The 12,684-nt window shown below is 47.5% G+C and carries 10 protein-coding genes; 5 read left to right on the top strand and 5 right to left on the bottom strand.

Annotated elements, in window-relative coordinates; all coding sequences use genetic code 11:
• Positions 1-17 precede the first annotated feature (17 nt).
• The 3 genes from EHO60_RS01870 to EHO60_RS01860 form a co-directional block, all read right to left on the bottom strand.
• A complete protein-coding gene (locus EHO60_RS01870; protein WP_135766457.1) occupies positions 18-854 on the bottom strand; it encodes a phosphate ABC transporter substrate-binding protein in 837 nt (278 codons plus the stop codon).
• Positions 855-1,150: 296 nt separating this feature from the next.
• Positions 1,151-1,600, bottom strand: a complete 450-nt coding sequence (locus EHO60_RS01865) for an LA_3150 family lipoprotein (protein ID WP_135766456.1) — start codon at positions 1,598-1,600, stop codon at positions 1,151-1,153.
• Between the two features lie 18 nt (positions 1,601-1,618).
• Positions 1,619-3,322, bottom strand: a complete 1,704-nt coding sequence (locus tag EHO60_RS01860) for a hypothetical protein (protein WP_135766455.1) — start codon at positions 3,320-3,322, stop codon at positions 1,619-1,621.
• Positions 3,323-3,385: 63 nt separating this feature from the next.
• On the opposite strand from EHO60_RS01860, the gene EHO60_RS17065 reads away from it, so the two are divergent.
• The 4 genes from EHO60_RS17065 (at position 3,386) to EHO60_RS01845 (ending at position 6,711) form a co-directional block, all read left to right on the top strand.
• Positions 3,386-3,724 (top strand): hypothetical protein, encoded by a 339-nt coding sequence (locus EHO60_RS17065; protein ID WP_167880127.1) that lies wholly within the window; start codon positions 3,386-3,388, stop codon positions 3,722-3,724.
• Positions 3,725-3,882: 158 nt separating this feature from the next.
• Positions 3,883-4,977 (top strand): hypothetical protein, encoded by a 1,095-nt coding sequence (locus EHO60_RS01855; protein ID WP_167880126.1) that lies wholly within the window; start codon positions 3,883-3,885, stop codon positions 4,975-4,977.
• A gap of 15 nt (positions 4,978-4,992) precedes the next feature.
• Positions 4,993-5,976, top strand: coding sequence for a hypothetical protein (locus EHO60_RS01850; RefSeq protein ID WP_135766453.1), 984 nt, complete (start codon positions 4,993-4,995; stop codon positions 5,974-5,976).
• A 111-nt stretch (positions 5,977-6,087) separates the two neighbouring features.
• Positions 6,088-6,711 (top strand): hypothetical protein, encoded by a 624-nt coding sequence (locus EHO60_RS01845; RefSeq protein WP_167880125.1) that lies wholly within the window; start codon positions 6,088-6,090, stop codon positions 6,709-6,711.
• On the opposite strand, the gene EHO60_RS01840 is transcribed toward EHO60_RS01845, so the two are convergent.
• Positions 6,705-8,393, bottom strand: coding sequence for a putative bifunctional diguanylate cyclase/phosphodiesterase (locus EHO60_RS01840; RefSeq protein WP_210409306.1), 1,689 nt, complete (start codon positions 8,391-8,393; stop codon positions 6,705-6,707). The genes EHO60_RS01845 and EHO60_RS01840 overlap by 7 nt on opposite strands.
• Positions 8,394-8,922: 529 nt before the next feature.
• Between EHO60_RS01840 and EHO60_RS01835 the strand changes: the two genes are divergently transcribed.
• On the top strand, positions 8,923-10,047 hold the full coding sequence (locus EHO60_RS01835) for an alkane 1-monooxygenase (RefSeq protein WP_135766451.1): 1,125 nt from the start codon (positions 8,923-8,925) through the stop codon (positions 10,045-10,047).
• Between the two features lie 72 nt (positions 10,048-10,119).
• Here the strand turns inward: EHO60_RS01835 and pepN are convergent, their stop codons facing one another.
• Positions 10,120-12,648, bottom strand: coding sequence for an aminopeptidase N (pepN, locus tag EHO60_RS01830; RefSeq protein WP_135766450.1), 2,529 nt, complete (start codon positions 12,646-12,648; stop codon positions 10,120-10,122).
• Positions 12,649-12,684: the final 36 nt, after the last annotated feature.

The raw sequence follows: 12,684 nt of genomic DNA, 5'->3' as shown, positions 1-12,684 counted from the left end.
AAAACCTAACGACTATCTTATTTCTTTTTCAAAGGAAAGTAGCCGACATCGTGAACCACTTTCTGGCCGTCTTTGCCGATCACCCAGTCCACGAATTTCTTCGTATCGTCTTTCGGTACTTCTCTGAGATAAAAATATAGGTATCTGGAAATCGGATATTTGTTGGAAAGGATATTCGTTTCCGTAGGAAGCTCCGGTTTGGATTTATCATCTATGGCAACGGCGACTTCTTTTACTTCGGAAGCGTATGCAGCTCCGCCGTATCCGATGCCCCATTTGTCCTTACCGACCGCATTTACAAGAGCGGCAGTTCCGACCATGTGCTGTGCAGCAGGATCGAAATCCTTTTTCTCCAGGACGTGTTCCTTAAAGTATTCGTATGTTCCGGAATTGTTTTCTCTGCTGTAGAGTATGATTTTGTGATCTTCTCCGCCTACATCCTTCCAATTCGTCACTTTTCCGGTGAAAATATCCCGGATTTGAGCTAGGGTAAGATGGGAAACCGGGTTCTTTTTATTGATGTAGAGAGACAATCCATCCACGGCTACTTTGATTTCCACACCATTGGAATTGTATTTTTCCTTCAACTGGTGAATTTCTTGGGGCTTTAAAGGACGAGAAGAGGAGCAGATGTCGGTGGTTCCGTTGATCAAAGCTGCGATTCCGGTTCCGGATCCACCGCCTGTTACTTGGAACTGAACTTTTTTATCCGGATACGTTTCCGCCCATTTCTGGACGAGGATGACCATAGTGTCCGATCCCTTGATGGTGATCGTTTTTTTCTCTTCGGCAAATACCGAGCCCGAGACTAGGATTGCGGTGATTGCTATTATTTTTTGGAAGATATTTTTCATTTAAAAAATGGGCTCTCCTTGATGGCAGTGTAACTTACATCGATTTTATTACAAACTGATTTCCGAGGAATTAAGATGATATTACGCACCAGAATTCTCGCAGAAATCGGCATTTCTTGCTGTTTTAAAGGAAAGGACGTTCGGAGTACACCCGTTATCCGATCCGGCTTGGCGTCAACCCGAAAAAGCAGGGTCGACAAAGAATGAGTCAAAAATCGAGCCCCGAAGGGCTCAAGTTTAGGTCAGAAAATGAATCTGTTTTTATTCGGATTTCTGGGTTTCCGCAAAGGAGATCTTCAAGGAAATCCGGCAGCTCTCCATTGTGCCTGTTTGCAAGCAGAATAGTTCGGGTCGCAGTAATATACTTTAAACGCGAAATCGGATCCGATTGCAGGGACTCCCCCTCCCGTAAATCCGAAGTTGGAAGTTCCGGATGCACAGGTGCTAGAACTCGTATTCTGCTTGTGGAAGTCGTTGTTTGCCGCGGTTCCTCCCAGAACGATATTGAAGTACGCAGTGGGGGAAATGGCAGGTCCGCTGGCTCCTCCCGCCGTAAAGGTATCGTAGCATTTTCCGGTGTACGAAATTCCGTCCGTAGTATCGAATACGACGATGGAATTTTTTCCGTCGGCAGTCTGCGCTCCCGCTAAAGCGAGCAAAAGAGAGCTGGTGTCCTCCTGGTGGCTTTTGCAAAAAGAGCTAGAAGCGAGAACCAGGGTTAACATTAGCAATTTAAGATATTTCATAAGTGTAAACCTTTCCATCTATTCTAAACGGGTGTCCAAGTGATCAGGAGATGTGACGCCGGTCCAGAACGTAGCTTGTAGTTGAAAATAAACCGTCTGGTTGTTGATCCGGGCCGCCGAGCCGTTGTTCGGATTCACGCCCAATTCCAATACCGGGATCTGGTAAAAGAGTTGTGCCTTGAACAAATGCTTGTCGCCGAAAAAGTTCAACCCAGCCCAATAGTATCTTCTATAGTCGCTCGGATCCATGTGGCCGTTTCGGTTAAAATCACCCTGCATGTAATCGTAGCGGAAGACCGGCATGAGCCAAAAACGTTCCGTGATCGGGATATTGTAACCTACGGTTTGCTGCCATCCGATCATATTGTTGGAAGCGGCTCCGGTGAATCTCGTATAGGCCCCGCTGAGGTAAAAACCTCTCCAGCTGAAAGTATAATCGACAGTATTTCCCGTCAGGTCCATTCGACAACGACCGGGGGTGGTCTGGTTGCTTTGGACGTTGTAGTTTCCGTTGGTCCCGCAATCCGGAGTGGTTTGAGGAGTCAGCATCGTGACGTTTCCGTATCCTCGAGGAACGGCACCGTCGATAGCGAGGGTGGATCCGGGGGAGCTACTGAATGCCGCGTTTCTGGTCTGCATTCTGGCCGCTCCTATGGAAAGTTTGGCTTCTCTCAAGAAGATTTCTTCGCCTTCTTGCCAACCCACATTCGCTCCATTCGGTTTCATTAATCCGCCGAAGACGTTCCATTGAGCTCTCGCGTAGTAAGTAGGCGAGGTGATTAACTGCTGGTTTCCGTCGAACGTATAGGTCAGGTCTTGGCGGCGCCCGTTTCCGAAGTCTCCACCGGCTCCTTTGCCGTTCCCTACCATTAGGTTGACGGTCAGGTGTTTCTCATACTTTCCGTCGAAATAATCCTTTAAAGGGGAGAGTTGGATCCCGACCCCGTCATCGAACTGAGGATACGCCTGGGTGGTATAGGAACGTTCCAGCGCGATGAAGTTCGCCGAGGACATCAGGTATTCTCTCTGGAATTGCGTAGGCAATTGCCCGAGACTGATTCTCGCCCCCCAGAACGGCAGGTTAAAGAATATGGCCGCCTCTTGGATGAATCCTCTGGCGTCTTTCAGAGAAACGGAGGTTACTTGTCCTGCCGCGTTCGTGGTGCTGTTCAACTGTGGGTTATTCAACATGTTTTCCCCACGGACGTTCAGAACGGCTCCCCACCAGGAACTTCCCTGGTACTGAAAGCCCAAACGCAAACGCCGGAAGTTCCAATCCACGGAACTGAAATCGGAATGCCCGTTGCTGAAATTCGATCCTTCCTGAGCGGACACTCCTCGGAACTGGATTCGACCCGTGATGGTCAATTTTTCCTTTTGGGGTTCGGAAGGTCTACTGGTCAGGTGATTCGGATACGGATTGAATTTAGGATCATGTTTGTTGATTCCCTTATTCAACTTACTCGGAGTCCGTCCGACTCCCGGTTTCGTAAATAGTTGTCCGTCCTGGTCTTCGTAGATCGTAAACTCTTCCTTTTCTTTCGGTTTCTCTTCCGGAGGTTTTGTCGGAGCAGGAGTTGCCTGTCCTTCGGCCGCTGGAACAGGGGTTCCTTGGCTGAAGAGAGAGGAAAATCCTACGAAAACGGATCCTAAGAGAAGGAAATGGAGAAAGGAACGACTAAAAGACGGGAGAGTTCCTCCAGTGCTTCTTTTGTTTTTCATGTAGAGTTACCATTTGCTTTTTTTTACACCCCGTTTTGGGAGGCGGTCTTTGATAAGAGGAGAATGGAGGCAAAGGGTTACGCTTGGATTACGAATCAGCTAGCATTCCATCACGAAGTCCAAAATTTTCTGAAAAAAATTCCAAATATTGGACTTTTTCATTTTTCCAATATTTTCTCGGGATTGAAAACGGGAATGTCTAGTATTCCAGGAATAAAAGATGGAATTCTAAAAATAGAGAAATTTCTAGAAATCTTGGAATCGAGCTCCGAAATTCCTGACAAATCGGCTGGTTTTATACTGAATTTTCTTTCCTTCAGAAAGAATGGGCTGAAACATCCAGCCATTCCTCTCACAATCAACTGCAAATCTGAGTTCCTTCGCACAAAATCAGGGAAATGATTTTCAAAAAAGATATAAAAAATATTTATAAAATGATTGTATGATTTTTCTTTTTTCCAAGTATGGCAAAAAATGCAATCTATGGAACGGCATGGGTTTTCCTGAAGGAAGTCGGACCGGAATTTCGGAAAGATCATATAGATTCGAGAAGGTTATCCTTGAAATCGAGAAAATATCTAATATCTCTTTGTTTGGCGTCTTTTTCCGCACTGACAGCGGAGGAAGGTTCCTTCTTCGACAAAACGGGAGCAGTCGGGTTTAGAATTACAGAAAATACCGTACATTCCGCGACGGCAAGCAACGCATTGACATTGGGGAGTAATAGCAGCCAGTGGGCAGTCGCAACCGGAAATTATAGCATAACGTTACCTTCTCCTACGACATTTCGAGGGAAGGGGGTCGAATGGGAAACGTCGGTTCGCCATACGGGACTCTTTCGGAGCAATTACCTGCTCTCGTATTCCGCTCTCGGTTCGGAACATATACAATCTCCAGCCTACAGTTCCTCCCAATCCGGAGGTACTGTTCTCAGTCCCGGAACTCCGACGCTCCTACAAGATTTTACGGTTTGGGACTATTCTAAAAATAAACTGGACAGCATGAGAGCCAGTTGGGGAGGGGACTTCCTGATTTTTAATGGCTTTAAGAACAAATATCTAGAAAATTTCGCGCTCCGATTCGGATTGGAAGCGTATCAAAATCAAACACGCTTGGTTTCGGGTTCTAATATGTATTACGATTCCCTAACCATTGCAAAGAATCCTCCTTTTTCTGGCGGCGGGGTGGATCCGGTTACGCGGGATCGGATCGATTATCGGGAATTCTTCGGAAGCGCCGTTGCAGGATTGAATTATGCGATCGCATTGGGGAATGGCAGAATCGATGTCGGAGTGGAATACTTTTCCAGTTTCTACGGAGATAATCGTTTCGACGATCATAGTCGCACGTTGGCGACAATCGGGTCGAAGCTTCTGCCTCTTAACGGTCATGTGAAAATAACGTCTCAGGGAAAAATAGAAGGGAACAGGTTCCAACTGGGTTATTTGTGGAATTTCAACGAATCCTTGTTTGTACGTTTTTCCGGAGCGGTTAGTAGTGCAACCCATTCGACTTCGCACGGATTATCAACTCTGGATCCTATGCTCTTCGCAGTAAATTTTATGGCCGGTAATTTTATCTCAAGTGTAGGAACGAAGACGAGCGCTCGAGATACGAGGTCCCAGATCGGGATCGAATTCGGTTTCAGATACTGACCGAGGAGGGAGAACATGAAAACAGGATCCAATGTAAGAGTTTTCGCAAGCGCATCCGTATGTATTTTTTTGATCGCAGTGTTCAACTGTGCGACCGTTCCCAGATACGAAGAGGTTCAGGCTTCGGCAAAATCTTCGTTGAACGATGCAGAGGTATTTTTCTCCCAGAAAAAAAACGCCGAAGCAGCGGAGCTCCTTCGCGCAGTGTTGAAGGTTTACCCTGAAAACGAGAGGGCCAAGGCTTTGTACGAAAAATTGCCTCCAGAATCTAAGGAAGCAGTTTCGGAAATTTCCTATCTCGGGCCGAACCGAGGAAAACGAGAAGCAGAAGAAAGTAGTCTTTTGGCCAAGTTTGCCTGGTATCTTCCGGATAGAATTTTAGATCTTCTGGACATCCTCAGCGTGAACGTGAAAGTAGGGCCTCAGTTCGGAGTGAGCGCTTGGGTAACGAGAGGGTTTCAGGTTACTCTTTATACCGGAAATACGGTCCAGCTGGGTTGGTTCCAAAAGAGAAACCTAGGCTATACGGAGGAATTGTCTGCGGAGGCAGGGCTTGGGCCGGTCGTTCCGATTTCCATTTCCGGTAGGTCTATGGGGACTGGAAGTAAGGACGCGTATGAATCTTTTGTCTTCCACAGCCCCCGAAAAAAGATCTATCAGAACTACAGGGATTATTGGGGCATGGGTGTAAAAGCGGGAGTAGTCATGGGAGGGCTTGAGGTGGAAGTGCACTGGTTGGAATTCTTCGATTTCCTTGCAGGAATCTTCACCTTCGACTTACTATACGATGATCTTGCAAAAACACGTTCCCTAAATTTCACTTCGGAACAGGAAAGGAAACTTTATCTTCTAAATACTGCGGACAGGATCCTGCATCCGGCGGAAATCCGAGAGATTCGCCGGGAATTTCCGGATTTGAACGATTCGGAAAAGAAGGAAATTTTCCCTTCGGAAAATCAGATAGAGAAAGTGCCGGACAAGAATCCGAAGAAAAGGTAGAGCTTCTTGCGGAAACATTATGAGCCTCTCCTTGTTTGAACGATGACGGAGTTTCCAACAGGTCGGATTCTTTTTCTTCTATTTCTATTTGCAGGATGCACGTACCGATCCGTGCAAAGCTCCGGGCAAATCCGGAAAGATTCCCCGTTCGGGAAGAAAAAGACGGAATTGGTCCTGCTCTTGAAAGGGGATACTTGTGCGGAATTCTGCGGACAAACGGAGAGATCCGACTCGTGTACTAAGCCTTCCGATTGCAAACAGGCGGTCACAGGCTGGTTCCGAGCGGAAGAGTTCGTGGATCAGGCTCGGTTTTCCTTCCGCCAATATTATCCCAAACGAAAATGGGAATTTCTATCCGGATTGTCCGGACGTTTGGCTGAATTTTGCCGGGATGAAAGCAATGGTTGCACGTACAGAACGTCGAAATATTCGAGCGGGTTCGAAGAGGTTCCGAGCAAAATAGAAATCAAAATAGACGGATTCGACCGTGAGATGCATTGGTCTTTGTATCTTTCCTCGTTTAGTCTGCTGGTATTTCCCGGCTATTTTCAGGAGAGACTCGATTTCCGTGCTTCTAAAACGACGGGTGAAAATGGAAAAGTACCCCTTCCGACGGTAGATGATCGTCTGAGGCATTGGTTCGGTTGGATTTTCTTTTTATGGGGTCCTATGCTTTCGGATTCGGTCGAGGATCTCTTTTTTTCGGAATTGAAACAGACGATATCCGGTCATTGATTCGCGAATTCTATCAGATTTTCGAAGGAGATCGGGCGGCTAAAATAGAATCCCTGGACTTCGTCGCACCCTAGGTCCCGAACTTTCCGAAGTTGCTCCTCCGTTTCGACTCCTTCCGCAGTAATTCTCAATCCCAAACTTTTTCCCAAGGCTACGATGGTTCTGGAAATCGCAAGGGAGTTGGAATCCAAGAGAATTCTTTTTACGAAAGACTGGTCGATTTTTAAAGTTCGGAGAGGAAGCCGACTTAAGTAGGCCAAGTTGGAGTAACCTGTCCCGAAATCGTCCAGAGAAATCGCGATGCCCCAGGAATGCAATTCGGTGAGTAGCTCCATGGCGGAAGTCATGTTCGTGATCAAACTGGACTCCGTGATTTCCAATTCTAAATCGTCCACTTCCAATCCGAATTGATCGATGGAACGCAGGACTTTTTTTGGGATCTGAGGGTCTTCCAATTGTTTGGCGGAAAGGTTGATGGAGATCCGTAAAGGGGAATATTTCGCCTTCCTCCATCTGGACAGGTCCTCCAGCGCCTTTTCCAATACGAATTCTCCGATCTCCATTACGAAACCGGATTCTTCCGCGATCGGAATGAATACCGACGGGGAAACGATTCCGAGATCGGGGTGTTGCCATCGTACCAAGGCCTCCGCAGAAACGGTTCTTCCGGTTTGCAGGTCGATCCTAGGTTGGTAATTCAGGAATAGTTGTCCTTTGGAGATCGATTGCACGAGATCCTTTTCCATGAGGTATTTTTCCTTCATCCTGGTTTTCCATTCCGAGGAGTAGGATTGTACTTTTGCGATTCCGGACTGTTTCGCTTGGTTCAGCGCCGTTTCGGATTTGAAAAGAAGTTGGTCCGAGGATTTGCCGTCGAACGGAAAGACCGCGATGCCCGCTTTGGTTTCGGAAGAAATGGTTTGGTTCTGGATTTGGATTCCCGTAGATGCAGTTTCTTGGATTTTCTTCGCCCATTCCTCCGCGTCCACTAGACTCTTGGAGTCCGGAAGTACCGGATAAAAGGAAAATCCTCCGTCGCCTGTCCTACCGATCACCGTGTCTTGCCCGAGTAGCACTTCCAGCTTTTGAGCGAGGGCCCTCAGGTATAGGTCTCCGGTGTGAAGACCGAAATTAAAACGGATTTCTTTGATCCGAGTGACTTCCAGGGAAAGTACGGGAAGGCTCGCGGCGCTTTCCTTTTCGGAGAGTTCCTTTAGGGCTCCGGAAAAACGTTCCAAAAAGAGGTTCCTGTTCGGAAGTCCCGTTAACCCGTCGTAATCCGTAAGATAATGTACGAGTTCGTCCAATTTCTTTACCGCTCTGCCGGTGTCCCTCATCAGGATTCCCACCTCGTCCTTGTAATGGTTCGGGAGTTCCGGCAATATTTTTTCGGTTATGTACCGATTCAGAGAACGGGCCGTATAAGCGATCGGGTCCAGCAATTTGTTCAAAATGAAGAGAACGAGTAAGGTTCCGATGAAGGTGGAAAAAAAAGCGGTCAGAAGCATTCGGACCGTATCTTCCTCGTGAGAGGAACGGTAGATCGCCGCGAACAAGATCAATGCGACTAACGGTACGTGCATGCCTAAAAAGGCGACGGACAGGATCTTACTGGAATAGGATTTTAAAAAGCGGATTCGGTTGAAAAAAGAATAAAGACTAAAATCCCGAAAATGATTCACAAATACCTCGAGCGATTTGGTTTTGATTTTCGAATCGATTTTCTGGCTTTTTCGTTTAGCGGAACAGAACCTGTTCCGAAGCCATCGTTTCCGGATTTGATTCGATCACAAGATAAAAAATTTCCTGACCTGTCGAGTATGGTTTCCGGCTTACTCACTTTGTGGTATCCCGATTCGGGATTCTAATGGTTAGAAGGCGTTCAAATCATTTCTATTCCCCGGTTTTCCGGGACTTGCGATGGGTCAAGAATCGGGGAGAGGCGGCAGTCGGTCGGTCTCTTCCAGGTTTCTTTCGGGTAGTTCTTTCCTCCGGAACCCTTTTGGAGGGTTCTGCCAAAATGGCTGAACCATTTTAAAACTCGTACGACCTTCCTGTATGGGGAAGGGAAAATCCAGAAAAAACATGTGAAATTCCTCCTTCCCTGGATTTTTTTCTTGCGGGGTTTCCGGTTTTTAGATATAAATATCAAACGTTCGAAATAAAATAAATCCGCCTTGGAGCGGATCTGAGCGAATTGAGGGAGAATCTATGAAGTACTGGAAGAAGCTTTCGTTCCTGGTGGCGTTCACTGTTCCGGCCATGACGGTCGTCGGCTATTGGTTGGGTGGTGGATGGAACTTTCTCACCTTCGGTGTGGTATTCGGCGCTCTACCCATTTTGGACGTGACGATCGGTTCAGACCCTTCGAATCCGGACGAAGCCGAAGTTCCGGCGTTGCAACAGGAATCCTATTATCGTTGGATCACCTATGTTTGGGCTTGGACTCAGATTGCATTGGTTCTTTGGGCCCTATGGGAAGTCCAAACCAAAATTCTTTCCGATTTGGAATGGTTCGCTTTCGTTCTTTCGATCGGACTTAATACCGGAGGCATCGGAATTACAGTGGCTCATGAATTGGGACACAAGAATACCAAGATAGAACAATGGTATTCCAAATTCATTCTGATGACGGTCTGTTATATGCACTTCTTTATTGAGCATAACCGCGGCCATCATGTGAACGTCTCCACAGACGGGGATCCCGCCAGCAGCAGAAAGGGAGAATCCTTTTACTCGTTTTATCCTCGCACTCTTTGGGGAAGCCTGAAGGACGCTTGGCTCTTGGAAAAGAAACGTTTGGAAAAAAAAGGGAAATCGGCTTGGGCGTTGGAAAACGAAATGATTACCTCCATGATCGTTCCCATTCTATTCATCGGCTCCGTGATGGGGGTTTTTTATGCGATTACCGGCGAGCTTCGCTGGAGCGTTTTGGGTTTCTTCCTGGTGCAGAGCTGGATCGCTTTTTCCCTACTGGAACTCGTGAATTATATAGAGCATTACGGCTTGAAAAGAAAGGAGCTTTACCCCGGAAAATTCGAAAAGGTACTTCCGATCCATTCTTGGAACCAGAACTTCTCGGTTTCCAACGCGTTCCTATTTCAGTTACAAAGACACTCGGACCACCACGCGAATGCGGGTCGTCGCTACCAAAGTCTGAGACATTTCGAGGAGAGTCCGCAACTTCCGTACGGATACGAAGTGATGATATTGGTCGCTTTGGTTCCGGCGCTTTGGTATAAGATCATGGATTGGAGATTGGAGGAGTGGGAGAGTAAATATTACGGCTCACAGGAAGACGGAAAAGCGAAGGGAAGAAAGGTCGTTATCGCTTAAACGAATTCCTTTGTATCATTCCATCGAAAGAGGGGTCCAGAAAAGAGGTCCGAAAAGGATCTCTTTTATTTTTTATTTCGCGAACTTTTCCAAGATCCTGAGTGTACGTACGAGGTCGTCCCGTTGTTGTTGCAGATCCTTTTTTAGCAACTCCGGGAGTTCCGGGTGGGCATCTAAAAAATCCTGGGTCTTGCGCAACAAAGTCGTGTCGGGTTCGAAAGAGGGAAATAGGTTGTGACCGAAGGCGCCCGAAAAATGCGGATCCCGTTTTTCATAAATCGAAATTACGGAACGGAAATATTCCTCTACATACGGTATTAGGAGGTCCTTTTGGTGGTCCCACTGGAATCCTCTCATTCCGAAGCGCAGATAATCAGTGGAGTCCCCTTCCCGTGGGGCAAGAAATCTTTCCCAGGCTTCCTTTTTCGTTTTCGGATCCGGAAACGAAACCCTGGCTAAAAACGCCTTTTTGCTTCCTAGATCGGAACCGTCCTTTTTTTCCTCTTCCGAAAGGAGTTCAAAGGCCTCTCTGTCTCCGAACGCACAGAGTCTTGCTAAGATTCCCCATCTTCTTTCCTGGTCTATCGGTAGGCCCGGGATGCTTTCCTTTCCGCTGAACAGGGATTTTAAGGCGTCCAATTGGGAACGGTTTCGGGATGTTCCTTCCAGAATCCGGTACCATAGGATCTGTTCCTGTTCGGAATTGGAGGTTTTGGCCAACTCCGCTTTGGCGACGGAGTTCAATTTTTCCGACCAATTTCTTTTTTCCATCTCCGGAAGGTAATTCGAAATCACGGTCATGGCCTTGGTCAGTATATGACTGTTCCGCACCGAAAGGTCCGGCTCCTTCAAGCCTTGCTCGAAGACCAGATCCAGGAATTCTCTTGGAGAAAATTCCGCGTCCCGGACCATCTGCCAGAGACTTCCCCAAACGATTCTGCGGGAAAAACGGTCGGGCAAGGTGCTTAAACTTCTTTTGAGTAAGGGAAGAGATTCCCGCGGAAGGTAGGTCTTAGCGTACGCGAAGTCTTCGGTGTTTAAGAGAAGTAGATCGTCCTTTGCAGGCAGAAGATCCTCCTCCATTACGGTTTCCTTTCCTTTGATCAGGATTCGTTTGCGTTTTAATTCCGTTAGCTTGCCGTTACTTTCGCGGTACAGGGCGGCTTGTAACGCATGGGTTCGGAAGAGCCCGTTCTTTTCCGAAGGGCTCTGCAATAAAAACGCTTTTCCGGATTTTGCGGAAGGAATCAGAGTATTGACTCCCGTCGTTTCCAACCATTCCCGGCTCCATCCTCGGACATCGATTCCGCTGACCTCAGACATGCAATTTAAGAAGTCCTCTAAGACCGTGTTTTTTTCCGCGTGCCTTTTGAAATACAATCTCATGGCATCCCGGAATTTGTCCTCTCCCACGTAGTACATCAGTTGTCTCAAAACGGACGCTCCCTTGGAATAGGAGATGCCGTCGAAATTGCTGATCGCTTCCAGAGTATTTTCCGCTTTGCCTGCGATCGGGTGAGTGGTGGACAACTGGTCTTCCCGGTAGGCCCATTCCTCTCGGACGTAGAAATGTTCCAGCGCGTCCGAAAAAAGTTTTCCGTGAGACATCGAATAATAGGAAAGATAGTCCGCGAAACTTTCGTTCAGCCAGAGATCGTTCCACCATTTCATCGTGACTAAATTTCCGAACCACATGTGTACCATCTCGTGGTAGATCGTGTTGGCCCGATTGAGGTATTCCGAATAGATTCTAGGACCTCGGAAAATGTAACTCTCCGAAAACGTAACCGCTCCCACGTTTTCCATCGCGCCCATGTTGAATTCCGGGACGAAGATCTGGTCGTATTTTCCGTAAGGGTAGGGGACCCCGAAATAGTTCTGCAAAAAGGAGAAGGCCTCCTTCGTGATCGCGAAGACGTTTTGCGCGTCCATGTATTTGGCAAGGGACTTTCTGCAAAAGATCCGTAGCGGGATCTCTCCAGATCTATCTTCCCAGACCGCGTAAGGTCCGACGATCAGTGCGAAGAGGTAAGTGGAAAATCTCTTGGTTTGGGCGAAGCGGATCCTCTTTCTCCCTTCTCCTAAAGTTTCCTCCTTTGCGGGAAGGGTGTTATGAATGTAAGTCCATTCGGAAGGGCCCGTTACCTCCAGGTCGTAAGTGGCCTTCAAGTCCGGTTGGTCGAAGGACGGAAAAAGTCTGTGCGCTTCGAAAGGCTCGAAATCCGTGTGCATGTATTCCGCGGAATCGGCGGGATCCTTGAATTTGTGAAATCCGGATCCTGTGTGGTCGAAGGAGTTCCGGTATTTGATCCTGAGTTCGTTCTTTCCGGATTGCAAAAGTTCGGAAGGAAGGACGAGACTGGACTCCTGTTTTTCGTATCCGGTTTCTTCCTTACCGTTCAACCAAAGGACTTCGATCTTTTTGGAAACGAAATCGACTTTGAGTCGCCCTTTTTTTCCTCCGGAATATACGAAGCGAAGCACCGAGTCTCCGCCGTATTCCTGGGATCGGGATTCCAATTCGAGTTTCAGGGAATAGGAAACTTCGGAGATCTGACTGGAGCGGAGAAGCGCTTCCTGCTGGGTCAATACGTTATCCATAATTTATCCCCTTTCGATTCGACTTTCGCCCGGATG

This window comes from Leptospira fletcheri, from assembly GCF_004769195.1.
GTDB lineage: Bacteria > Spirochaetota > Leptospiria > Leptospirales > Leptospiraceae > Leptospira_B > Leptospira_B fletcheri.
Note: the sequence above shows the minus strand (reverse complement) of the source record. Positions and strands in the feature narration are given on the sequence as shown.